The 23,449-nt window shown below is 48.4% G+C and carries 19 protein-coding genes; 13 read left to right on the top strand and 6 right to left on the bottom strand.

Annotation, left to right across the window (positions count from 1 at the left end; all coding sequences use genetic code 11):
• The first annotated feature begins 36 nt into the window (after positions 1-36).
• The 3 genes from PsAD37_RS16465 to traN all read left to right on the top strand — a co-directional run bounded on the left by PsAD37_RS16465 (position 37) and on the right by traN (position 5,078).
• Entirely contained in the window at positions 37-1,248 is a 1,212-nt protein-coding gene (locus PsAD37_RS16465) for a TrbC family F-type conjugative pilus assembly protein (protein WP_063297081.1), read from the top strand.
• On the top strand, positions 1,245-2,267 hold the full coding sequence (locus tag PsAD37_RS16460) for a TraU family protein (RefSeq protein ID WP_084407885.1): 1,023 nt from the start codon (positions 1,245-1,247) through the stop codon (positions 2,265-2,267). The genes PsAD37_RS16465 and PsAD37_RS16460 overlap by 4 nt, the downstream gene beginning before the upstream one ends.
• Before the next feature lie 84 nt (positions 2,268-2,351).
• Entirely contained in the window at positions 2,352-5,078 is a 2,727-nt protein-coding gene (gene traN / locus PsAD37_RS16455) for a conjugal transfer mating pair stabilization protein TraN (protein ID WP_084407883.1), read from the top strand.
• Between the two features lie 362 nt (positions 5,079-5,440).
• Here the strand turns inward: traN and PsAD37_RS16450 are convergent, their stop codons facing one another.
• From PsAD37_RS16450 to PsAD37_RS16430, 5 genes are all read right to left on the bottom strand, one after another.
• Complete coding sequence (locus tag PsAD37_RS16450; RefSeq protein WP_063297079.1) at positions 5,441-5,764, bottom strand: hypothetical protein; 324 nt, start codon at positions 5,762-5,764, stop codon at positions 5,441-5,443.
• Between the two features lie 99 nt (positions 5,765-5,863).
• Complete coding sequence (locus tag PsAD37_RS16445; protein WP_063297078.1) at positions 5,864-8,968, bottom strand: helicase-related protein; 3,105 nt, start codon at positions 8,966-8,968, stop codon at positions 5,864-5,866.
• Complete coding sequence (locus tag PsAD37_RS28105) at positions 8,965-9,213, bottom strand: hypothetical protein (RefSeq protein ID WP_063297077.1); 249 nt, start codon at positions 9,211-9,213, stop codon at positions 8,965-8,967. Before PsAD37_RS28105 ends, PsAD37_RS16445 begins: the two co-directional genes overlap by 4 nt.
• Positions 9,213-10,109 carry a hypothetical protein gene (locus PsAD37_RS16435; protein WP_063297076.1) on the bottom strand — a complete coding sequence of 299 codons (897 nt, stop codon included), beginning with the start codon at positions 10,107-10,109 and terminating at the stop codon, positions 9,213-9,215. The genes PsAD37_RS28105 and PsAD37_RS16435 overlap by 1 nt, the downstream gene beginning before the upstream one ends.
• Before the next feature lie 189 nt (positions 10,110-10,298).
• On the bottom strand, positions 10,299-11,012 hold the full coding sequence (locus PsAD37_RS16430; protein ID WP_153039773.1) for a hypothetical protein: 714 nt from the start codon (positions 11,010-11,012) through the stop codon (positions 10,299-10,301).
• A gap of 394 nt (positions 11,013-11,406) precedes the next feature.
• Between PsAD37_RS16430 and PsAD37_RS16425 the strand changes: the two genes are divergently transcribed.
• The 7 genes from PsAD37_RS16425 to PsAD37_RS16395 all read left to right on the top strand — a co-directional run bounded on the left by PsAD37_RS16425 (position 11,407) and on the right by PsAD37_RS16395 (position 19,037).
• Positions 11,407-11,589 (top strand): hypothetical protein, encoded by a 183-nt coding sequence (locus PsAD37_RS16425; protein WP_063297074.1) that lies wholly within the window; start codon positions 11,407-11,409, stop codon positions 11,587-11,589.
• Between the two features lie 86 nt (positions 11,590-11,675).
• The gene (locus PsAD37_RS16420; protein WP_084407879.1) at positions 11,676-12,638 is read left to right on the top strand and encodes an AAA family ATPase; all 963 of its coding nucleotides are present in this window, start codon (positions 11,676-11,678) and stop codon (positions 12,636-12,638) included.
• Positions 12,639-12,711: 73 nt separating this feature from the next.
• Complete coding sequence (locus PsAD37_RS16415) at positions 12,712-13,713, top strand: recombinase RecT (protein ID WP_193778282.1); 1,002 nt, start codon at positions 12,712-12,714, stop codon at positions 13,711-13,713.
• Positions 13,710-14,639, top strand: a complete 930-nt coding sequence (locus tag PsAD37_RS16410; RefSeq protein ID WP_063297071.1) for a YqaJ viral recombinase family protein — start codon at positions 13,710-13,712, stop codon at positions 14,637-14,639. The genes PsAD37_RS16415 and PsAD37_RS16410 overlap by 4 nt, the downstream gene beginning before the upstream one ends.
• A 213-nt stretch (positions 14,640-14,852) precedes the next feature.
• On the top strand, positions 14,853-15,956 hold the full coding sequence (locus PsAD37_RS16405; RefSeq protein ID WP_193778281.1) for a DUF3150 domain-containing protein: 1,104 nt from the start codon (positions 14,853-14,855) through the stop codon (positions 15,954-15,956).
• 70 nt (positions 15,957-16,026) lie between these two features.
• Entirely contained in the window at positions 16,027-17,793 is a 1,767-nt protein-coding gene (locus PsAD37_RS16400; RefSeq protein WP_193778280.1) for a VWA domain-containing protein, read from the top strand.
• Positions 17,794-18,263: 470 nt separating this feature from the next.
• On the top strand, positions 18,264-19,037 hold the full coding sequence (locus PsAD37_RS16395; RefSeq protein WP_206600079.1) for a hypothetical protein: 774 nt from the start codon (positions 18,264-18,266) through the stop codon (positions 19,035-19,037).
• A 40-nt stretch (positions 19,038-19,077) separates the two neighbouring features.
• Here PsAD37_RS16395 and PsAD37_RS16390 read toward each other — a convergent pair whose 3' ends face one another.
• Positions 19,078-20,355 (bottom strand): IS4 family transposase, encoded by a 1,278-nt coding sequence (locus PsAD37_RS16390; protein ID WP_063297067.1) that lies wholly within the window; start codon positions 20,353-20,355, stop codon positions 19,078-19,080.
• A 252-nt stretch (positions 20,356-20,607) separates the two neighbouring features.
• Here PsAD37_RS16390 and PsAD37_RS16385 point away from each other — a divergent pair, with 252 nt between their 5' ends.
• The 3 genes from PsAD37_RS16385 to PsAD37_RS16375 all read left to right on the top strand — a co-directional run.
• Positions 20,608-20,979: a toxin-activating lysine-acyltransferase gene (locus PsAD37_RS16385; RefSeq protein ID WP_063297066.1), complete on the top strand. Its 372-nt coding sequence runs from the start codon at positions 20,608-20,610 to the stop codon at positions 20,977-20,979.
• Positions 20,980-20,987: 8 nt separating this feature from the next.
• The gene (locus PsAD37_RS16380; protein WP_063297065.1) at positions 20,988-21,671 is read left to right on the top strand and encodes a hypothetical protein; all 684 of its coding nucleotides are present in this window, start codon (positions 20,988-20,990) and stop codon (positions 21,669-21,671) included.
• Between the two features lie 55 nt (positions 21,672-21,726).
• Positions 21,727-23,449, top strand: a 1,723-nt coding sequence (locus PsAD37_RS16375; RefSeq protein ID WP_193778279.1) for an AHH domain-containing protein, incomplete at its 3' end; no start/stop codon positions are given.

The raw sequence follows: 23,449 nt of genomic DNA, 5'->3' as shown, positions 1-23,449 counted from the left end.
AACGAGGTTTCACTGTCTTTTTGAACAGGTGTTCCCATGAAACAATTCATATTTGCAGCGTGTTCGTTGCTATTGCTCCTTCAACCCAGTGTCGCAGAAGAACTCTCGTTCAAACAGATTGTTGATGGCATTCGAGAGCAGTCTGACGAGATCCGAAATGCTTCGCCAATAACCTCTCTGGAGAGCCTACTGCCTAAGGAGAGTGCCCAACAAGAAGCCCAAGAAGAGGCAAAGGGGCTACTGGAAGAACTGCAGCGAACCAACAAAGACATGCGTATGTTGGCGGAAGCTCAGGAGAGTAAAAGTACCTACACAAACCACAGCTGGCTGATTTTTGCCTCATTGGGCATGGGGGAAGATAGCTTTAACGCCGTTCTTCAAGCAGCTTCATTGCAGCGAGATTCCATTGTGCTTTTGCGCGGTATTCCAAAAGACGCAAAGCTTGCTGAAGCTGTGCTTGAAGTTCAAAAACGGGCATCGAAGTTTGATCCCGTACCCAATGTTGTAATCAATCCGGATCTTTTCAAAAAACACAACATTCAATCGGTTCCAGTTGTTGTGAAACTCACACCAAGAGAAGGTGCAATAGGGTTGCCGAGAGAGGTCGCCCGAGTGTCTGGCTTGAGTGATACCGTTTGGTTAGAGCGAAAGCTTGAGGAAGGTCGTACGGGTGACTTGGGCGCGAGAGGGCCGCTTGCGGAGATTACGGAGCAAGATTTCATTGAAGCCGCAAAAGAAAGAGTTGCAGCAATCGATTGGGAGGCGAAGAAAGAGCAGGCCGTTGAGAATTTTTGGCAGAAGCGCACTTTTAACGAGCTCCCTCAGGCAATCAAGTCTCGGACACGTTTCATCGATCCATCCTTTGTCGTGACAGCTGATGTGAGAGCACCGAATGGTCAGCTGATTGTGCATCGTGGACAATCCATCAACCCGCTCAAAGTACGTTCCTTTCCTCAAGCGGTATTGGTGTTTGACCCGCTCTCAAAGAAACAGCTTGAGTTAGTGAAAGAGCTTTCTCTGAAACTGCAGAATGATGCGCGTTTTTCGCGTGTAAATTTGATCGCAACACGCATCGATAAGGAAGATGGGTGGGGGTCTTACGAGGAGATCACCGAATACCTGCAAGAGCATGTCTATCTGCTCACCCCGGATATCAAGCGGACGTTTGAGCTCGAATTCACACCGTCGCTGGTGACAGCCGCTGACCTTCATTTCCAAGTAGAAGAATTTGGTGAGGACGAACTATGACAAAGCGAACAATCAGACGGTCAATCTTAGGCGGGTTAGTTGCTGGTATAATCGGTATGTGGAGTGGACAAGCTATTGCTGCAGCTGGTTGCTATTCTTCGGGCTTCATCGGTCCAAAAATGATTACGGATGTGTGCTGGAACTGTGTTTTGCCGATTAGGATCGCGGGCGTGCCGATGGGTGGAGATGGATACTACCCCGAGGACGCTGCTAAAAACCCGTTGTGTATTTGTAAAGATGGTGCGGGATTGCCGCATCCTGGGGTAACAACCTCTATGTGGGAGCCCGCTCGGCTTGTAGAGTTCCAACGTGTTCCGGGTTGTTCCTCAATTCTCAACGGAGTGCGCTTCCCGTTTAACCGCACGTTTCAAGGGTCTCACGGGAATGCAGAACATGGTGGTGGTGATAAGACGTTCATGCACTACCATTATTTTGCTTTCCCCCTGCTCGCGATTTTGAATCTGTTTGTGAAGCAGTCATGTAATCCGGATGGATATTTGGATATGGATATGATGTACATGTCCGAAATTGATCCAACATGGAACAACGACGATATGGCGTTCTTTGCCAATCCGGAAGCTGCAGCTGTCGCCAACCCAATTGCAACAACCGCATGTGCTGCAGATGCGATTGCTTCTACAACAGGGCGTCCAATTAAAGAGATGTTTTGGTGTGCAGGATCTTGGGGAACACTATACCCGTTATCAGGCAATAAAGTCGGGAACTGGAGTATTGTAAATGACACCTCTTTGCTCACTGCCAGAGTATTGGCAGCACTGCACCGGCGCGGCCTTGCATGGAAAACTTCAGGCAAAAAAGCAATGTGCGAGGGGAAGATCCATCCAACGCTACCCAAGCAGCAATACAAGTTCACGTCCGTCTACCCGCGTCCTGAAACTAAGTCAGCTCATGTTATGGGGGAAAGTACTATGAAATGGGGACTTGGCCGGAAGATTCCGGCAGTCGGGGAGGATCTCGTCTACATGATTTGGCGCTGGAACGATTGCTGCAATTACTGAGTAAAAACAAAAAAGAGAGCAGAGCTGCCGGAAGGCAGCTTTTTTTTTGTCTAAGGTCTCGCCAACATCGGCAGGGATCATTGCATGACACTTCTCAAAATCGCGAGTAGAAGCACCTCAATCGGGGTCTCAATAGCCTACCTTCTCGCTATGCAACCAGCATTAGCAGATACCATTGGAGAGATTGGTAGAAGTGGGCAAAGCTTCGGTACGGAAATCGGCCAACAATACAATCAGTCTCAACCTTCAATCTCTGGGGATACGATAACGTTCTCTGGAGAAGACGGAGGTAGCCTGGATATTCAGGATCTTTATCCGGGCACGAGTAGCGAAAACACCCGCCCTTCAAGCTATTATTTTCCTGACATGGAAGGAACGAGTGTCGACAACCTGCGCGGAGCGTATGATCGAAATTCGAGAATGAGCGAGGCTGGTGACGGCGCATTATCTGGTCTTGAGGCCGATGTAGCCGGGGGCGTCACTACACTGGGTGGAGCTGCTTACGAAATCATCATGCAGGCAGCAAAGCGCGACCGGATCGACTGGGGTGAAGATCCGGTTTTAAGCACCACAGAGGACATATTTGGTGTAACCGATGTCACGGACGGCTTTGATGACTGTTCTATTGACAGAGCCGTCCGAGAGACGCGCCTGAATGCGCATGTTCCCGACAACTATACCTGTGATCGCATTATTGACGAGACTGGTTCTGCGGATGCACTGCACGACTATTCCGGAGCAGTGGTCAGCCACTATTCCGGGCCGTACAACATGGACAGCTGCGGAGTTGACTGTGTCAAAGTTTGGATCGGTAGAGTTGGCGATAACTACTGGAAGGGAAACTGCAAAATCTACGAGGCGTCAACACAGGTTGAAGTGTTGAACCCAGATGCAATCACCAGCGTAAAACTGACCTATGCCAAATGGGACGATTACATTCAAGTCTTAGCAGGCCCGCCAGAACAGGAGGAACTTGTTTGGCAGGGAAATAAGAATTTCCCACCTGAAACATCGGGCAAATGTGAGCTCGCTAAGTCCTGGGTGAAGAACGACATCAACAAGGATATTACATCTCAGTTTAAAGACGTCGAACCAGGCGACGTCGTTAGTTTTAAAATCCGCGTGAGTGTCTCAGGAGCCGGTGAAGGCTTCGGGCGTTTGCAAATTCGTTATGACCCAACGAAAGTGATCACTGGAGATCACTGGACACCTCCAGCCGCTTTAAAAAAAGCACAGAGCATCATGGATGGATTTGCTGAAGGCACCTTTACTTGCACGAATGATCCTTCTGACGAATTTGGTTGTGCGCTGGTCGATGGTTACAAGATCTGTGAAGACCAAATGGGGCCATCCCCGTTTCCTGGAATAAGCCCGCTTTGTAGGGCAGTGCGTATTGAAGCAGAAACTGATTTCTACAAAGGACAATTAGGTTGCTACACAGATGTGAATGGCAATGAACAATGTCCTATGAATGAGGGTGAAAACACCAACAGCTGCTCTCAGTATGCTGAAAATCCTGGCTGCGGTTTTGTGAGATCCACCTGTGTTGAAGGAGCGACTGGAGAAAGTGGGCGATGTTATCTTTATGAGGACACTTACGACTGCGGCTATACATCAGAAGTCCCGTCTTTTGCGATCGATGAAGAGTTGAACTGCTCCGGCCCGATCCGTTGCATGGGTGATGATTGCCTTGATCTTGAAGGGGAACAAAGTGAAGATTTCGCGAAGGTTGCAGCTCTACTGGATGCTGTGAAGTTCCTTACGCAAGACATGACGTGCACCGGTCTTGATGGGAATGATGTTCCGACTGGTGAGGAAGACGTTAGCTGTAAGGTTTTTGCGGGCGAGAAAGGCTCTTGTAAGGTAGCCGTGGGGGGCGTGCAGGACTGCTGTGAGAAGCCTCAAGATGTTTCTCTAACAGACTATATGAACCTTCTTGTCACGGTTCCCAAACTTGAAGCTGGAGCATCAATGCTCGCAGGTAATCTCGGTTTTGAAGGCGCCTATACCGCTCTAAAAACGGGTATCGTCGATGGCTTCACACAGATCACACAGCCGTTCTCAGGCATGGTGGAGAACCTTTCCGGTATCGTTGATACTATCACGCAGCCAATTGCCGACCTTGCTGCCCAGATCAGTCAACAGTTCGCGACCACCGCAACAGAAGTGGCGGCTGAGAGTATGGGGACACTTGCAGTAGAAGGTGGTGAGGCACTGGCAGGCGAAACAGCCGGGAACTTGACTCAACAATTGCTCGGGGAGACGGGGGCACAGCTCTTGTCGACGGTGATGTGGGTCTATTCCGTTTACAGTGTAACCATGCTGCTCATCAAAATTATTTGGGCTTGTGAAGAAGACGAGCTGAAGCTGAATGTGAAACGCCAGCTCAAGAGTTGCACCTCGCTCGGATCGTATTGCAAAACTGAAGTGCTCGGACAATGCATTGAGAAACGGAAGAGTTACTGTTGCTTCAACTCACCGCTTTCTAGGATCATTCAGGAACAGGCTCGCCCGCAGTTGGGTGAGTCATTTGGATCTGCAAAGAACCCACAATGCGGGGGTCTAACAATTGAGCAGGTAGGTGAGCTTGATTGGGATCAGATGGATCTGAGTGAATGGATTGGTATCTTGGATCAAACAGGAAACTGGCCAAGCGCAGAAGATATGACGATTGATAATCTCACAGGCTTTGGAAGTGACCTCAACACTGATGGTACTCGTAAGGACGTTATCACGCGCACGACTGATCGTTTGGACGAAATTGACGTGGACGCTTACCGCGACAATGCCTATGAAGATTTGAGCCCTTGATACAGTTCTCTGAAGTCCAGCGGAGAGGAGGCTTTCCGCTGGACTTGCGCCAAGTATCAGCGCGTGATTTCCGCCTGAAATAAATATTTTGACAAACTGGGGGAAGCTTCGTCTGGTTAGAACAACTCTTCAATAGATTGATCAGCGACAACCGTACTCGTGATTCAGATCTTCAATAGAGGCAACAATGAAAGACAGGCTTATCAAACACGCCCTGCTTCTCATACTTGTGTTCGTATTGCCGCTTGTGTGCGCGGCCTACATCGCATCATTGGGACACTATCTTTGGGCCTTACCCTTTGTTGTTCTTGCAGGCACAAGCCTACAGTCAGTCAGCCACTTTCACGAGGGATAAGGTGGAGTTAAGAGGCGGAGCGGCCCAACCCTTTTAGGAGCTGTTCTGTCTCTTTGGTCAGGAAACCATCTTCGTCAAATTCGATGTCTGAAACTGAATGGCCGTTCTCTGCAAGTGATGTTGAGAAAACGGTAAGCAGCTGGATTGCCAAAGCTTCGGCTTTGGAGATGCCTTTTCCTTTTACACCTTTGAGCTTTTCACTGATGTTCCCGCGTTTGGAATTGGTAAGTGCCCCTCCGAGATCCATCAAGCGCGCTAAGTCGCCTTGGTTGCCTGCGAAGCGTTCAAAACTCTTCCGGTAGATTTCGAGGCGTTGTTCTGGTGTTGACATTGAAGATCCAATCATCGATAGCAAATGTCTTACCTCAACGCAGTTTCCTCGCTGAAGGGTAAGTCGCCCCGGTCGTGTACCAGACGCCGGGGCATTTTTTTATGCAGCAGCTTGTTGCTGCAAGGCAATAGGAGACATTTGGTGGATTTCCTCGCAGAAGCGATTGAGCAGAGTATCGAGATGTAAGAACTCCTCTTCGTCATCCATTTGCTCGCCATAATCCAACCCAGCTTCCGCTGATGTCTTTTTCCATTCCACAAGTTGCGCCTGATAAATGTCGATGCTGCCTGCTAGGTGGCCATACTCAACCTGCACGTGCTGCGTCTGGCTTGGGCGCTGCGTTCTGTAGATCGCCTGCTCTTCTTTTGTGGCAGACCAAGCACGCTCGTAAAACAAGATTACGCCAGCCTGTTCTAGGTTCAAACCACGTTGACCAACCCACGAAGATAATAGCACTGGTGTGTCACCGTGACGGAATTCATCATCAAGGATTTTGGAACGCTTATTTATCTCCTGTTTCCCGGTAAACAGCACTGAAGAAATACCTTGCGGTTCCAGGCAGGAATGCAAACGCTCAAGGACATCTGGGGCTTCTGCATACAAGATTGTTTTCTTGCCTTTGGCGGTCCAATACTTGATGCGATCCAGCGCCCAACGTTGCTTTGAGGTTAAGGGCTGAAAGGTGCCAAGAGTATTTTTGCTTTTTACGTGTGGTGCGTTCGCTGCACGCTGAACTGCGCCGATGCGGGCTAAAACAGTCACCAAATTGAGGGCTTTATCGGAGCTATCTCGTGCCTTTTTGTACCAGTCGGAAAACTCTGTCGCGACTTTTAAATAATGATCAAAATGGTCTGGATCCCATTCAATTGGGCACACATTGCGCTCGGGTTCTGGGCAGTTGTTGAACTCTGAAAGCTCTGGCTCCTCCCGCAGGCGGCGTTGGAGGTTTGGAGCTAACCAGTCGCGGAACATCGAGAGGTTGTTAATCTTTGGCACCTCGCGTTTGCCACCGCTTTGCAGATCCTCTCGGAATTCATTTGTTACCCACTGCGTGACTACATGGTTGTCGAAGAATGCATCTTCTCCGCGCTGCGCGTTTATTGTTGTCTTGGAGAGCTTTGGTTGCACAAAGCCTCTGCCACGGACACCATAAGGTTGGTGAGCGGTTCCATTACCGGCACTGATTTCAGAAATAGGCAACAAGTCGCGCGGATAATTGTATTGGGGTGTACCGTCGAGAGGGATGACCTTTCGACCCGCCAATTTTCTGATAGCCCGTGTTTGCTGAGTGTTGTTGTTTGCCAGAACGCCGCCTTCATCAACAAGCACTGTCCGGAATAAACGCCTCCAGCGATCAGCAGCAGTACGAACAACTTTCTGAACAAACTGAGTTTTAAGCTCGCCATTCTTTGTCAGTGTTCGGCTGTAGCTGATGCGACTGCCTGAACGCAATTCTCGGTATGTCACAATGGAAATCTTGGTGGTCGGCATATCTGCCTTTTTGAGCACTCGCCAGCATTGGCTTTGCAAGCCGATTTTTTTGATCTCTTTGAGCATCTCGGGCAAAAGGCCGGATTCAACAACAATCAAACTGCGACCTGGCTCCAACAATGCCATTGCAAGGGCATAGCGCGCCTTTCCAGAGCCTTGCTGCCATCCGCCGATGTATCCGTATGGTGAAATAAGGCCTTCAACCACGCTATATTTCTGGAAGTCGGCAAGCCAATTTATCCCTGTTCGAGAAATAAGGCTTTCGTACTGCTGCGCTAGTTGAGGGAAATGGAAGGGTAAACCTTCCTCTTTAACGACCCATTGCCCCTTGGCAACGCGCTCGTCATTCATAATTTCGTACCGCTGGGTGACTTCGTCGCGGCGCAGGGTGACAGTTTGCCCTTTGTGCGTGATCTCGTATGCACCCCCAAGAGGTTTTGCACGCAGCTGATCGCCCTTACTGACTGTTGGGCTCTTGAAGTTTCCCGGCTCCAATAAAGTACTGCGGCGCGCTCTAAGTTCAGTTGTTCCAACTGATTTAGTTTTGACGACACGTCGCATGGGCGTAATGGCCCGTGCATGTCGCTTAATCAGCTTGGTATAGAAACCACGCAAGGTTGGGGAGATCCAAGCGCTGCCGCCCAATGTGTTGATCTCGTCAACGAGCTCTTGAAGTGCGTGCTCGGGTTGATTTTGCAGCAAGAGGACATCGAGCAGAAATCTACCTTCTCCCTCGTGTTTTAGATTGGCTGGGAGGCGCTTACCTTCTGCAGGCCTGCGTAGGAGCCCATTTGCCACCTTCGCTTGTACAAGGCCGCAATGGTACTTCAGCGTTATCCGTCGGTTGCTGTGGTGCAGCTCAACACGGTTATTCCCGGTGACAGGTAAAGTAATGACCGGCTCGGAGTTGTCTACATCTGCAAGCGATAACGTTGGTGTCGTCTCCCAATAGTAGCCATGCATTTTGTCTGGTTGATACGTTGGCCAGACATCATGCATTGAGACTTTCGTGCTCTGAACCTCGTCTTTGTTGCGGAACTTTGCAAAGAAGAAAACAGCACATTTGATATTTGCCCCTTCATTGCAAAACGCTGTTTGCGGCAGGTGTACGATGTGAAGCAATCGTTCTTTAGACCGGCAATAGGCCTCCATGGACGCCGGCAGAACTGCTGCCACAAAACGTGCCGCACTTAAGGCATGTTCAAGCGCGTATTCATGGCTGAGCGCTGACGTTCCTTTTCCAAAAGGCCCGAAACTGTTACAGCCGAAATCAATAAGGTTGGGACTTTCCAGCTGCAGCGAGAACGGCGGATTGATGACTGCAAAGTCAAAGCCTTTTGCGCGCAAATCCGCCATGCTTCCAACGAGAAATTCATAGTCCAAATCTGCGGCGTGCGCATCATCAGAAAGTGCCTCAATACAACGTGCGTCGGTGTCAATTCCGAAGAGGCTCAGTTTCTCGACTGGGGCGCCTTCAAAGAGCATTCCTGAACCTATGGAGTTGTCCAGTACCGAGAAGTTGCTTTTGTCACTCTGCTCCCCTGCAGTGAGGTATGGTTTAAAGAGGTGCCAGATGCCGCGTGCAACCCATTCAGGGGTAAAATACTGAGAGCTTGTTTCGTTGCGTCTTCTATGCAAGTCGGCAAGGGATACAGCTTTTGCAGAGTTTGAGCCACGAGAGGCGATATTTTTTGAACGGACGCGCCAGCTCATGTTTGCAGCTCCTGCTGTCTTGTTAGGATGGTGGAGATCGCGCCAGACATCGCCCATCCCCTATATTCTGTTGCTTCGTTTCGATGAATCTTGTTACGCAGGAAGACGCGGTAAGGTGATCCATCAGCGGCGGTTTCAATGCCCAGCACATCGCCAATTATCGGCGTTGATCGTGATGATTTGCGGATGGTAACGATGTCAGGATCTGAGCCAAATTCCACATTAATGCTCACGGTCATTGTCATTACTCCACCTCCAGTTCGCGCAGAGTGTCAGGACAATGATCGGTGAGAAATGAGATGAGAGCTTCGAAGGCTGAAGGGGAAAGGTGATACTTGATTTTTTCTTTGTATACCACGGCTTCAACATCAGAACCTACATTGAACTTGGTCCGGCTCTCGAAATTGTTACTCGTGGCATAGCAGGCCTCGAACAAGCTTTTAAAGCAGGAAAGAAACCCTTCAATGCCTGTTTCTAATTCGAACGTATTGGCCGGTGCAACGAGATCTCGATACTCTGTCCAATTCCTGTGGTGTTCATAAATGAAATAGCTTTCAATGATGTAGCGCCCTTTCTGACGTTTAATCTGCAAAGGACTTGTACGGCTATAATTGGTGTTTAAACGAAACTCTTTTGAAAGCTTGTGGGCGGCATCCTCCATACTTGTTTTGCCAAGTTCTGTTTTTGCTTTCTCCAATGCGTGAAACAGAGCTTGAGCGTCGTATCGTAGAAGCGCACATTGTACCACTTCTCTTACAGGTGCTTCGTAAATTGAAGTGCTTAGAACAGCCTTCATTCTCGCATCTATTTCAAACGAGTTTCTACGACCTCGAAATACCAGCGATTGTAGATCTTCCGGCAAGCTGGATGGTTCGATTATCAAGTGGTGTTTTTGCTGAACCTGACGAGTCGCCTGATCGCATTTGGTTTTGATCCAGCTATTGACAACTGTTTGGACTGATTGTTCAGGATTTAAGGACTCAGTGCGTAGATATTTACCAAGGAATACGCCCGCCAGCTCGTATGCTTCGTATTTCGTTGCAAAGTCTTCCAATAGTTCGATCAGCTCTTTTTCTAAAGCCAATGCACCATGGGTTACTTTCTGTTCGTCATCATGAAAAAGGTTCGGCTGACAGTTCATTTTGTTCCCCGCTGAAAAATCAAGAATGGCAGTACCAGTGCCGTCGTTAGAGTTATATATACTCCCCTAAAGGGATTAGTAAAACCAAAACTCCCTTAAAGGGTGTAAATGTGCACAAAAAAATACCCGCTTCGAAAGCGGGTAAGTTTAGGGAGGGGATCTTCTTCTTAGGAGAGAAGGGCGTAGCGATTAGGCTACTTCTTTTTGAGGCTGCTCTGGTTCATCTTCGTCTTCTTCTTCGGTTGGATCGGGCATGCTTTCAGCTGCAGGGTCTTTGCCCTCCAATTCATTTTCAGGCGCGCTCGCTGTAACGTCATTCAGCTTCTTGTTGGTCGTACCGCCGAGGGCAATTACGCGATTGCTAACCTTTAAGAGGCGCTGCTGCCATTCATAATTTGCTTTGGAACGCTGGTTGGGATCGAAAACGCCAGACATCCAAAGCGTGTCGATAATGGAGACCAGGCTATCCAGTTTGAGTAGCAGGGTAGAAAACATCATCATTCCTGGAGAGGTAATACCAAGCTGGAGTTGTTCTGGGTCCGAGTAGTCCACGTTTTCAGCGATAGCGTTATCGCTCTTCAGCTTTTCAAAACGCTCAATTTCATCATTGATAGCTTTGTCAAATTCCTCCAATGGCTCTATGAGAAGCTTAGAGAATTCGCCCAAAGAGGGGGCAAGTTCTTCGTGACGACCGGCGATATTTGGAAGGTGTACCTGTACCGTATAGCAGGCCTGACTCATTTTCCGGCTGACGCGCCTTGCAACACGTTGTGCGTGGATCGTGTTCAAGCTCAAAACCTTTGTAATAGTTGGGCGGCTTTGAGGCTTTTGGTTTGGCCGTGTTGTGTTTCGCGGTGCGCGGTCTTCGGTGGAAGGGCTGTTTTGCTCAAGGGTCTCAGTCATTGTTTGCTCCAGTAACAAATGAACTTCGATTGTGAAGTTAGCGCTCATCACTGGGTGGTGAGCGAAGCTAAACGCACATTTTGATTTTCCGTTGCAAATCTACTGAAATTGTGTACTGTTTTATCAACGGTAGCTGACCGTCGAACAGCATCTCAGTTTTAAAACTCCCATAGCAATTCCTCCCGAAGCAGACCTCCAAGGGTATGCTATGCGCTGCGTGGATAGAGTTTAGGTGATGCGATTGCATCGCCTTGAAGAGCTAGCTGGGCTCTGCAAACAAACAGCACATCAACCCAGAGGGGCGTATGCCCTTTCTGGAGACATGCGCTTCTCTCTCAAAACGAGGAAGCGAAATGACTTTCAAAATCACTTTCATTCTGCAGGAGGGCATTTGATGACCTCTTTTCTACTTTCTGCTCAGATCTTGATCGGTCTGACAATTCTACTGCTCGTGGGTGTTCATCTGCGTGCTCAATTTACAAAGAAATGTTGCGTGACCGGCGATACGCCAACCTTCAGCAATAATCACATGCACCCTTTCTATCCAACTCTAATCACTGAAACTCAGTCCAACTAATCTGAGTTATCTGACAATCTTTTTATCAACCCTCTGGGCGCATCACACCCAGCGGGTGTGGTGCGCTCTCCAATCGGAGAATGACCATGGACATTCAAAGCTACTCAATCGCTAAAACCTTCGCTCAAGAAGGTGTTCCCGAAGCAATTACCACTATGGGATTAGCTCCTTCAGACAATCCATTCATTCCGAGTATCAACTCATCCTATGTGTTTCGCAGGGAGCCATTGCGCGAAGTTTTGGCCTTTCTGAACAACCCAATGGGAGATGCTCTGAATGTTTCCGGCCCAACTGGGTCAGGCAAAACCTCACTGATTTGTGAGATTGCTGGTCGCCTAAATTGGCCGATACAGTCTTTGACAGGGCGAGGAAGAATGGAGTTCACTGACCTAACAGGCCATTACAAGCTTGTTTCATCGACTCCAGGCGAAACGCCCAGCATGCAGTTCCAATATGGCCCTTTGGCGAAAGCCATGATGGAAGGTCATATCTGCCTGCTCAATGAGATTGATCGCATTGACCCTTCAGAGCTCACCGGTCTTAATGACGTGCTTGAAGGACGCCCGCTTGTTTTGGAGCAAAATGGCGGTGAGGTGATCAAGCCTCATCCAAATTTCCGTTTCATAGCCACGGGCAATTCCGTCGGGAATGGAGATGTGACGGGGCTTTATCAAAGCGTGCAACAACAAGACATCGCTTCAATGGATCGATATCGGTTCACAGTGGTTCAATATCCTGAACCAGAAGATGAGCTTGAGGTGTTGAAAGGAATTGCTCCGACAATTCCGGAAAGCATCCTGACGTGCATGATCAAAGTTGCCAATGACATCCGACGTTCGTTTGTTGGAGAAGATGGTAACGGTGGTGCACTTTCGGTGACAATGTCTACCCGTAGTTTGTGTCGGTGGGCAAATCTCATGAGTGTTTACCAGGCATCAGATAATGCGGTTCGATACGCATTGCAAAATTCATTCCTGCGCCGTTGTAGCCCATCGGAAGTCTTGGCGGTGGAGCAACTCACCAAAGATACGTTTGGAGTGAGCTGGTAAGTTTGAACTGAACATCAACCCTATGGGGCGCTGCCCCATCAAGGGGCGTGCCCATAATTTAAAGGACACGAAAATGTCTCAAATCAACCTTGAGCAATTGAACCTAACCCAATCACTAGCACAAAAGCTGAAGATGACGACGGATGTATACCTGGCTGCATTTAGGAAAATCGTGCTTGCGAATTTAAAAGGAAACATCAGTGTTGAAGAAATTGTTTCGCTACTCACAGTGGCTGAGCGATATGACATTGATCCGTTTCTTCGTGAATTTTATGCATCTCGGACACCTGAAGGAAAAGTCATTCCATTGCTTACTTATGATGGGTGGGTTCGTATCGTAAACCGTCACCCTGAATACAACGGCGAAGCCTTTGTTTACTCGGATGACAAGGTCAACGAGCGACACACCGGTCAAGAAGTGTACGAATGGATTGAATGCGCAATTCACCGAAAGGATCGTGGATATCCTACGGTGGTGAGAGAGTTCTTTCGCGAGAACTATCAAGACGCTGCTGTAAACCCTCAGGATGCGAGCCATGATCTAGGATCTTGGCAAAAGTTACCAAATAGAAGATTGCGTATGCAGGCGTTTGTGCAAACGGCGCGTCTAGCATTCGGAGTTTCTGGTATCTATCATCAGCAAGATCTGCAACCGGTCTCTGACGTGAAGAGTTCGCCTGCAGTTGAGGCTCCGGCCCCAAAGCAGATCGAACAGACCTTTTCTGCTATCCCACTTCATGTGAATCGGGAGAAAGTCAAAGCTATTGTAGACCCTCTCGTCCAGCGAGCGAAAGAGTTGAACGCTTGGATGTTTGTTGAGCAGTACCTCAGAAAAAGTATTCCTGAGGGGGATGATCTACAATTTGCATTGCAAATGGCTCAGGAGGCAAAAGCGGAATGTGAAAGTTCCCCTCCTGTCCAGGAACAGTATCAACCACTAAAAGCGGACGGTACTGAGAGTGCCACTCCCGATGTCTCAACTGAGGAGAACGATGTTCCCGTTGAAGTCTCACAAGACCTCAATGTGATCAGCAGCTCTACTCAAAGCGAGGCCACATTTGGAGTAATTCCATGAGAGTAATTGATCTTCTCCAAGAGGGGGAGGATTGGCTTGAATGGCGGCGTCAGGGGTTATCTGCCTCTGATGCTCCGATCTTAATGGCCAAATCTCCTTACAAGACGCGATGGCGGCTTTGGGCAGAAAAGACAGGGTTTGCCACTGCGGTTGATCTCTCTATGAATCCACTTGTTCGAAAGGGCAAGGAGAACGAAGATAAAGCGAGGCGCCTTTGGGAGCAGAAGCACAACGAGATGGCTATCCCATTATGTGTTGAAAGCGAAGAAACGCATCTCATTAAAGCATCATTGGACGGTCTGAGCCTTACGGGCTGTCCAGTGGAAACTAAGTGCCCGAGCGAGGCCGTCTGGAAAGAGGTTTTGGACCAAGGTGAGCAGTCGCTAGCATATCAAATATATGTCTGCCAGGTTCACCAGCAAATCTATGTTACAGGCGCTTCTCATGGGTATCTGGTTTTCTTTTTCGAAGGTCAGTTAAAAGAGTTCATCGTTCAGCGAGATGAGCAGTTCATTTTCGAACTTATGGCCGAAGCCAAAAAATTTTGGTATGAAGTCGTGGAGAATATTGAACCAGCTCAAGATCCACAACGAGACAAATATCTTCCTCGGGGAAATGATGCGTCAAGTTGGGTGTTTGCTGCAACACAGTATCGGGAACATCAGCGAAAAATAGATGAAGCCCGTGCTGAATTTGAACGTCTAAAAAGTCTTCAGGAACCACACCTGGACACTTTCAAGCGGTTGCAAGGGGAATACAGATCCGGCGAGTATGCTGGGATTCTGTTCACTCAGTATACCGTGGAGGGCAGCCAAAGATATCGGGTCACCCTTACAAAGGAACTGGAGCCAAGAAACATTGCAGATGCAAAGGTGTTGGAGCCAATCAAAAATGCCAATACAAAGATTGCGCAAGGCTATTTTTAGCGTATCGTAGCGGCAAAGAAGCAGACGAGGGGGTTCCCCTTGCCTGCTTTCCCATAAGCGGATTGTTTATCGGAAAGCAGGTTTAGCAATGCAGAAATGCATCGCTGAGCAGAGCTAGCTGGGCTCTTTAATGAACAGCGTTGAAACAAACTGAAACCTTAGGGTACATCATGCCCTAAGGGCTGGTGTGTCCTTTTTTTTATGGAGCACACCATGAGTGACGTTCAAATTCTTAAAAACATTTCTGTTGTTAGCGCAGATTTTAAGATCTGGACAGGACAGGTAAAACTACGAGCCGACGACGTGCAACTTGGAGATGGTGGGCAACTGCCTCCCGAGAAGATTGCAATGCTTGGTCAAAAGAAGATTTTTGACCCATCTAGGTTGTCTTGCTTTTCCAAATTGAAAACAGAAGCAAATCGCTATTTGGCAAGTTTCGGAATTCCATTCCTGAATGGCTTTGCCATTCCTGCGGGAAGAGAAAATGATGTTCTGCGCGATTTGGAGCAGATAAAAAGAAACTTTTATTCAGAGAAAGAGAAGCTGCTCACATCTTACAATCAAGATGTAGAAGCATGGATTCTTGAGAATCCTGGATATGAAGACATAATTCGAAAGGGCGTTCTTTCACTAGAGAATGTGAAAAACCGGATCGAGTTCGAGTTCAATATCTTCAAGGTCACGGGTACTGAAAATGATGCGTCTCATCGCAAGATGGAGGCTAAGGTAGCAGGGCTCGGAGAGGACTTGTTTTCCGAAGTCGTTCGTGATGCTGGCTTGTTCTATGACAAGAACCTGTCAGGTAAAACAGAAGTTCATAAAACCTCAAAGAGGACCATCATCAAAATTCGAGACAAAGTTGCCGGTCTTGTTTTCTTGAACGGGAAACTCCGGGTTCTACTCAATCTACTGGATGAAGTTATCGCTGCTTACGATCGCGCTTCCGGTAAAAAGAAGGGTTCGAACCTTGGAGGCGAGAACTTTGCAAAGGTGAACTCAATCATCTCCATCTTGGCAGATAGTGATAAAATTCAAGCTTATTGCGAGAGTTGCCAAGTTTCTTCTGAACAAGATGCAGATGAAGAAAAATCAGATCCTGAAGTGTCTCCGCTTGAGCCAGCCGCTGAAATTCAGCAGCCAACTCAAGTTGAAAATGACATTGCTTTGGATTTTGAAAAGTTTGTTGCTGAGGCAACAGACAGCCAAAAAGAGGAGGTCACTCCTAAACCGGATGCTCAAGATAGCTACCTTCATAAGATGCACATTGTGCAACCAGATGAGGCGGCTCAACCGGATCTTCCGGGCTTCTTTTTCTAGCATTTAACCAATTATCCCTGAGGGAGTTTCTCCCTCGTGGGGGGAACTTTCTCCAAGCATGGAGAGACGAATGAATACTCAATACAATGCTAGGATTTTAGCTGAAGCGGTGCCTATTGTGGCGGCGGCATATGGCAAAAAATTCGGCGTCAAAATTGTGTTTAAGGGCGATCAGGCAAAGACAGATGGTAAAACAATAGTTTTACCTTCCCTGCCGCCCAATAATTCAAACAATGATGTGCTCTGGGGCTATCTTACCCATGAGGCTGGGCACGTTCGCTTTACTGATTGGAAGTTTGTTCCTACAGCTCCCAATAGGCAGTCAATGCTCAACGTAGTGGAGGATGCAAGGATCGAACTCGCAATGATGCGAGTCTATCCGGGCACCATGACCACTTTGAATGCTGTAGCAGACCATATGGCTCGGAAGGGGCATTATGTCCTGCAATCAGCTGAAAACGAGCCCTATGATATTCTGTTTTCATATTGTCTCTGCAACTTGCAATGCAACGTTGTCGGACAACAGGGACTCAAAGAGTTTTGGTTGGCTGCTGAGCAAGCCTTTACTCAGGTGTTTCCTGCATCTACCCGAGGCAAACTAGATCTACTTTTGCAGCGCGTAGTGGACTTGAAAAATACAGAACAGGCCTTGAACCTTGCAGATCAAATCCTTGAGCTGCTGAAGCAAGAGGCTTGCTGTCCTGAAGCTAACGATAATGCATCTAGCCAACAGGAGAACTCTTCTGGTGGGGAGAACGCTGCATCAACTGCGGATGGAACGGATCCAAACAACCCCCTAGACAGTGATGTGCAGTCAGACGGCTCTACAGAACGTACTGACGGAACATCGTCTTCTGCTAAAGGTGATCAACTCACCGATAGCCTTCGACATGGAGCAGCAGGAGAAGTCGAGGGTGCTGAAGGGGAACCTAACAAACCAACTTCAGGCGAAGGGGCAAAAGACCAGTCTGAGGCACAGGAGCGGCTACTGCAAGCGTTGAATGAAGGTGAGTTTAAGAGTTTCGACCCTAGGTCAAAACTCCGATCGGAGCTTTTTGAGAATAGCAACCATACGGAAGAGCAAGTGCTTTCTGTACCGGTCGCGATCTCTATTCCAACTAATGCTGAAGCTAATACAATTTGGAACCGCCGCGCCAATAGTGCGGCTTCCGGAATTCGTCATAGACTGAGCGGTTTGGTGCAAGCCAAACGTCGCTCTGGTTCAATATCTGCAACGATAGGAAAGCGTATTCACGCGCCTGATATTCATCGTGTTTGCACGGGGGATACAAAGGTGTTCCGTAAGACCTGGACTGAAAAAAAGCCAGACACTGCGGTGCATATCCTAATTGACAATAGTTCATCCATGAAACGGCCTGATCTTGAGATGCCGGCTAAAGAAGCAGCGCTTGCGTTGGGAGTAGCTTTGGAAGGAATTCCCAAGGTTAATCCGGCAATAACGTTGTTCGGTGATAGCTTCGCAAGGCCGGTTTATCCGGTGCTGAAGCATGGAGAACGAGCTTCTGAAAAACTAGGAAAGGCTGATTTGAGCCCTTCAGGGAATACGCCAATGGCTCAGGCTATTTGGTACGCATTGTTTGAACTCAGTCAGCAACGGTGCAATCGGGCAATCATGATTATCGTAACAGATGGTCGTCCGTCAAATTCGCAGGCAACTCGCGATGCTTTAGAGCTGGCGAAGCGCAGCGGTGTAGAGGTGTCAGGGATTGGTATCAACAGTGGTGATATCTCTAGATACATCGAAAATAGCGTCATCATATCAACAGTATATGATCTCAAATCAGTCTTGTTCGGTTTAATGAAAAATCAGCTGTAGCAAACCTTCAAGGATAAAAATCAATGATCTCAATCCAATTGGAGCGAGCGGCAAATCGAAAGATGGCTACTCTTCCTGTTCATGACAGACGCAAGGTCGAGCGGGCGTTACAAACGCTGCAAAGGTTTCCGAACTGTCAGCACATTACCAAGCTACGAAGGGATACCAACATGTTCCGCCTACGGGTTGGATCGCATCGCGTTCTCTTCAGGCACTCAACGGAGAAAAAACAGATTTCGATCTGTGATGTTCTGCGCAGAGATTCCAGAACCTATTAAATCCTGATGCTGTTTTTCTAGCATCATCATTCCCTTACGGGCCGCGTCCCGTATGGGCGCGGCCTTTCTTCTTTGAGAGGCACAATGTTTAAAAACTCAGTCGTGTCGTACCCGAGTAGGGGTGCGTACGGAAACAACAAGTATCGGGGCAATTGCACCGGCCACATCGTTGCTGACTTCATTCGAACCTACATGCCAGATGGTCAAGGTTTGCTTGCTGATCCAAGTATCGGTGGTGGAACCAGTAGCGATGTTGCAAGAGAGATGGGAATTCGTTTCAAAGGTACTGACCTCCATAGAGGCTTCAATCTTTTAACGGATGATTTTAGCTCTTTTCTGGGGGAGCAGGCCGAACTTGTTTGGTGGCATCCTCCATATTGGAACATGATTACTTATTCAGGTGATCAATGGGGTGAAGAGAACCCTTGGGATCTCAGCCGCTTAGGACTTCCCGACTTTGTGGAAGCGTTGCAGTTGGCAACCATGAACATTCACGACGCCTGCAGGCCTGGAGGATACTACGGCATTCTCATGGGAAATCTGCGCCGCGACGGCGAATACTACAATCTATCCAGCTTGGTAGAGCGCATTGCTCCGGCGAAGCTCGTGGATGAGATAATCAAAACACAGCATAACTGTCTGAGCGATGCTCGGAAGTACAACTCCAAGATAGTTCGAATTGCTCACGAGAAACTTCTTGTCTTTCGAAAGGACGATAAAGGAGCTCTCTATATGGTCGCGTTAGTGAACCGCAGGGCTCAGAACATGGTGAAAACCACTTGGAAGGCTGCAGTGCGAAGAGCTCTTCAGGGACGCCAGATGTCGCTGAAGCAGCTCTACATTGTGATGGAGCCGTTTGCTGTGACCACTCAAAATAACCATTGGCAAGCAAAAGTTCGCCAAGTGGTGCAAGACGAAAGATTTTTCACGCGGGTTGATAAGGGCGTTTATCGCCTCGCTGCGTGATTTGAAAAAATAACCCTAATGGGGCCATGCCCCATAGGCGCTAACTTAAGCATGTAAGCTTTGGAATTTGTTGGCGTTTTCGTCTCCTTGGAGGCTCCCGTATGGTTCTCCAGAACGTGTAGCCATGAAGTGTAATGCTGCTCAAGTCCCAAACACCCTGAATAGCTGAGATCAATGACTGGCGCAGCAGTTTGTATACGCGCCAGGTGGAAGGGTTGCAGCTTTGTTTGCTCTGTTCCTCGGGCGCGTGTGCCAGCATGACCTCGCTTTTACGCTCGATCAGCAGGGCGAGGATGAGATGGGCTAGAAGCCACGACTTTGCTAAGGCTGGATCTTTTGCAGGCAGGCGGTCGATGTGGAGGATGCTTTTCAGGCGCTTGAATGCCAGTTCAATCTGCCATCGCAAGCGATAGAGGTCCGCAACGCTTGCCGTGTCGAAGTCTTCTTTCGGGAGGGACGTGACCAACAACATGTACTCGGCAGCAATCAGAGATTTTGGGGTTAGCTTTGATCCTTTTTTACTGGAGATACGACGCAGGCGCTTTTTCTCTTGTTCTATCGCGGCTGGTGGTTTGCGGATCGCAATCAGACGGGCGGGTACGTCATAGGCTTTTGAGCGTCCTTGAATGATAACCTGACGATCAATCGGCGTTGCCTTTGTGGTCTCTGACAAAACAGAGAACAGATCTAACCGCGAGCCGTCCGGGTGAAATAAGCGGAACTTTCGCCAACCGGCACGGACTATGAAATCACCACCATTACTGATGATGGGATGTAAGCCTTTCGCAAAGGCATATCCACGGTCCGCAATGTGGATTTCACCCGGATTAACCGGGTTTCGGGTCAGGCATTCTGCTCCACGACCATCTGAAATTTCAAGATGAGCAAAGCGTGCAGTGGCGGGATCATAGCTGGCATGGATTTTAAAGTCTGTCCCTTTGCTCCCCGGCGCAGACACGGTGGTTCCATCTATCAGGCGCAGACGATACCCACTCGGGAAATCAGCGCGGCTGGTATCTGCCAGCAACTCAGCTGCGATGTACTCCAGCCATTGTGTTGCTCCCTTGAGGCGATTGAGCACCGCGACATCAGAAAGTTTACCCAGTCCAGACATGCAAGCCCAGGCAGCAGTACTGCGAAGGGACATGCCGCAAGGCCCGTAAGCAAAAGCGAGGCGCAGTAGATCTTTACCGCTTGAGATTTCTCGTCGCCGCTTGAGTGCGCCACACTTGATGGCAGTTTGGTCCAAGTCGAGGCTAACGGGAAGAGAAGTCAGGGCCACTTCCCATTCAGATGACAAAAGAGCAGCAGAGGTCATCACCTCGTGAATCACACAATGATTCCAAAGGTCCAGAATGACTTTTTCGATTCCACAAGAAGATGGAGCTTTCTGTCTGCCGCCTTTGGTTGCGTCTTGATACAGCCATTCTCAAAACTGGTTTGCGCAAGGTAAGCTTTGTAAACACGATCATTGGATTTCTGGTTTTGCTCGCAGCAAGTGTAGGTTGCAGTTGTGCTTTTTATTGACTAATCAAAGGCTGGAAATGTTTACTCAACTCAAGGCAGTTCGATGTCTGAAAATAAAGCTGACTTAAGCGCAGTCGATGCGCAAACCTTTGCCTCAACCATGGGGCAGGCTGTGTGGTTGATGACCATGTCAGAAGCACACAAAGAGTTGCCTATTCGCGTTGTTGAAGAGCGGATAGCTCCGGCATTATTGCTGCGCCAGTTCAAGCTTTACTCCAAAGGCAACCAACCTGTTGCTTTTCTGGTCTGGGCCTCAGTGAATGACGAAGTTAAAGCGCGCATTGAAAACGGTGAGAAGAAGCTGGACGTCAAGGAGTGGCGCTCGGGCAATAACATTGTCGTCCTCGACTGCATTTCTCCGTTTAATCCTGCAGCTGTCTTTGAGCAGAAGTTCCTTAGTGAGTTGAAGAAGTAGGTGCTGTGATGAAGTGTTTTATTCTTACCCCTAACTTTGATTGCAAAACGCACTCTGGCTTAATCTGGGCTACAGACGCTGACAGAAAAACAGCAATCAAGTCCAGTAGCAATATTAGCTGGAATCCATATCGCGATGTTTCCTATAAGGTTGGAGCGAACACATGGGCAGCGACAGGGCCTTTAACTGAGGAAAGTAAAGCAGAGCTTGCAAAATTATATGTTCTAGCTGCGGGTGCTAGCGCCTCTCTTGAGCATAGCCATGTTATTGGCGACCCAGACTCCTCCATATATGTAGATTTTGCGGTAGATGACGCATTTGTCGAAGTCATGAATGCATTGGACTCGTCTCTCTTTGAGTTCACGCAGCACAAGAATATCATTGACAGTGAGCGTGATTGCTCTCCCTGGAATAGGCCTGTCTATCTTGCAACGGTGCTCTCCACCTTACCAACCTATAATCTTGAAAAATCAGACCTTAGAATTGCAACTGGGGTAAAAAAAACTCATAGCGGGTCCTACCGCTCTTACGGATCGAAGAGGGTGGTTAAGGCCAGCGTTGTTCGTGAAAATATCCTCTGGCGTGATGCATATACCCGTGAAGTTATGTGTACCCAGCCTGCCTTGGATGCTCTTGCAATGATCGGTGTGCCTGAATGGGATACTCGCGAAATCGAAGTCTTTGACGACTAGAACTATCCTCGGATAGCAGCCATTTTAACATTTAAATTTCTGATAGTGATTACTGATGCCCGATACAAAATCTAATAAACCTGACCTTGAGAACCATCACATTATTCCGCAAGAGATATTTGACAAAGGGCATCCGTTACTTACTGATCTGGGTGATCTGTTCCCAAAAGACAGTAAGAAATACAATATTATGGGGCTTCCTCATCAATTGAATGAGAGTTTTACGCGCCATAATGGACCTCATAAAGAATACACCGTTTGGGTTCGCTCGCAGCTTAAAACTATCTATGACTCAGATGCCTCGCTTGAGCAAAAAAAGGGAATGCTCATCGGTCTGACCAACGTTCTTAAAGTTAAATTTGCAACTCCGGGGTTTCTTGAGGAGCTTAACAATAGGCCGAAAGGGGATGTTCTTAAGGAGCTACAGGATGGCCTGCCGTTTGACGATTACAAAGACACCTCCTTCTTCAAATTTGGTGAGCTCGCCGACGGGGCGCTGGCCGTTGGGGCCAACGGCGATTGGCACTACGTTCACGGCCAGTCTGCTCTCAATGGTTGGCAATTTGATAAAGTAGATCTTGCTGAGCAAAAGCTGCGTCTTGAGAACCTCGAGGCAGCATATGACAGTGTTTACAATGAGCTTAAGGACCAACTTGCGGATGCCAAATCGAGTGAAGTTGCAAAAGTCTCTGCAAAACAAGCCCTCGATAGTGCTGCAAATGGGGCTCCATTAGACGACATTTTAGAAACACTACGCGGTGATAAAAACTTTAGTATTCATAAAAATGCCGACGGGAAAGCATCAATTCTGTTCAGCCCTACTCTTGCTGCAGGCTTGAGCGCTAGACTGCTTGATCTTGGAGACGGTTCAGCAGTCATTGATGCGGTCTCACTTGCGCTGATTGGGCATGGTCTTGTGGAGATGGGGGTCTTTTCTTCCTCCACCAGTCTCACATCCATGGCACGCGCTCTAGCGAACTCAAATATTCTGCCAAAAGCTCTTCATTTGGTAGACGACATCGCAATTGAGATTGGAAAAGAAGCAGTCATCACTGGTGTTGCTACCATGTTGGGTGTGGGACTGCTTTGGAAAGGCTATGAAATCTATGAGAGCCTTGATGGCCTCAAAGGGACTTTGGAGTGGGTCGGACAGCATTCTGACAACGAAACAATCGCTTACCTAAATGAAACTGTAAAGAAGATTGAAAGCTGGTTTGGTCAGGACGGCCATGACAAACCTGAGTTCGTACCTGAGTACCAAGAGGTTGCAAACCTGCTCACGGTTGCCTTTGAAGATTTCCCACAGACACTTGCGACAATCGGCTTTGCTGTCAAAGAGCATCTGCGAGCACAGGGTGATAACTCCTGGCTACTGTTTGCAGACAATGATGTCGAAGGTGCTTTGTTCCATCTTCAGGAGTATGTCGACAAGAACGGCGGTTCGCTACAATCTGAACTGCAAACAGCGCTGTTCAACAGTGATGATTTGAGTGTCCTCGAAAAGGTCAATCTATTCCCTGATCGCTGCTTCCCAAAAGGCACGCTGATTGCCATGTGGGATGGATCACAAAAGCCAATTGAGAAGATCACAGTCACTGATCAGGTGCTGGCCTTTGATGCAGAGGGCAACAGACAGCCCGGTGCAGTCACCCATCTGTTCCGCAACACTACTCATGAATGGCTGCAGCTCAGCTTTGAAGATGGCAGAGCCCCTCTGCTGGTGACACCTGGCCACCGCTTCCTCACGGAGACCGGTGATTATATTGAGATCGGCCAGA

The organism is Pseudovibrio sp. Ad37, from assembly GCF_001623075.1.
GTDB lineage: Bacteria > Pseudomonadota > Alphaproteobacteria > Rhizobiales > Stappiaceae > Pseudovibrio.
Note: the sequence above shows the minus strand (reverse complement) of the source record. Positions and strands in the feature narration are given on the sequence as shown.

Coding starts and splice junctions, on each gene's coding strand:
- PsAD37_RS16405 (WP_193778281.1), top strand. CDS start 14,853: ATGAGTGACGTTCAAATTCTTAAAAACATTTCTGTTGTTAGCGCAGAT.
- PsAD37_RS16430 (WP_153039773.1), bottom strand. CDS start 11,012: ATGACTGAGACCCTTGAGCAAAACAGCCCTTCCACCGAAGACCGCGCA.
- traN (WP_084407883.1), top strand. CDS start 2,352: ATGACACTTCTCAAAATCGCGAGTAGAAGCACCTCAATCGGGGTCTCA.
- PsAD37_RS16385 (WP_063297066.1), top strand. CDS start 20,608: ATGTCTGAAAATAAAGCTGACTTAAGCGCAGTCGATGCGCAAACCTTT.
- PsAD37_RS16465 (WP_063297081.1), top strand. CDS start 37: ATGAAACAATTCATATTTGCAGCGTGTTCGTTGCTATTGCTCCTTCAA.
- PsAD37_RS16460 (WP_084407885.1), top strand. CDS start 1,245: ATGACAAAGCGAACAATCAGACGGTCAATCTTAGGCGGGTTAGTTGCT.
- PsAD37_RS16395 (WP_206600079.1), top strand. CDS start 18,264: ATGCCAGATGGTCAAGGTTTGCTTGCTGATCCAAGTATCGGTGGTGGA.
- PsAD37_RS16390 (WP_063297067.1), bottom strand. CDS start 20,355: ATGACCTCTGCTGCTCTTTTGTCATCTGAATGGGAAGTGGCCCTGACT.
- PsAD37_RS16415 (WP_193778282.1), top strand. CDS start 12,712: ATGTCTCAAATCAACCTTGAGCAATTGAACCTAACCCAATCACTAGCA.
- PsAD37_RS16435 (WP_063297076.1), bottom strand. CDS start 10,109: ATGAACTGTCAGCCGAACCTTTTTCATGATGACGAACAGAAAGTAACC.
- PsAD37_RS16400 (WP_193778280.1), top strand. CDS start 16,027: ATGAATACTCAATACAATGCTAGGATTTTAGCTGAAGCGGTGCCTATT.
- PsAD37_RS16380 (WP_063297065.1), top strand. CDS start 20,988: ATGAAGTGTTTTATTCTTACCCCTAACTTTGATTGCAAAACGCACTCT.
- PsAD37_RS16445 (WP_063297078.1), bottom strand. CDS start 8,968: ATGAGCTGGCGCGTCCGTTCAAAAAATATCGCCTCTCGTGGCTCAAAC.
- PsAD37_RS16420 (WP_084407879.1), top strand. CDS start 11,676: ATGGACATTCAAAGCTACTCAATCGCTAAAACCTTCGCTCAAGAAGGT.
- PsAD37_RS28105 (WP_063297077.1), bottom strand. CDS start 9,213: ATGACAATGACCGTGAGCATTAATGTGGAATTTGGCTCAGATCCTGAC.
- PsAD37_RS16450 (WP_063297079.1), bottom strand. CDS start 5,764: ATGTCAACACCAGAACAACGCCTCGAAATCTACCGGAAGAGTTTTGAA.
- PsAD37_RS16425 (WP_063297074.1), top strand. CDS start 11,407: ATGACCTCTTTTCTACTTTCTGCTCAGATCTTGATCGGTCTGACAATT.
- PsAD37_RS16410 (WP_063297071.1), top strand. CDS start 13,710: ATGAGAGTAATTGATCTTCTCCAAGAGGGGGAGGATTGGCTTGAATGG.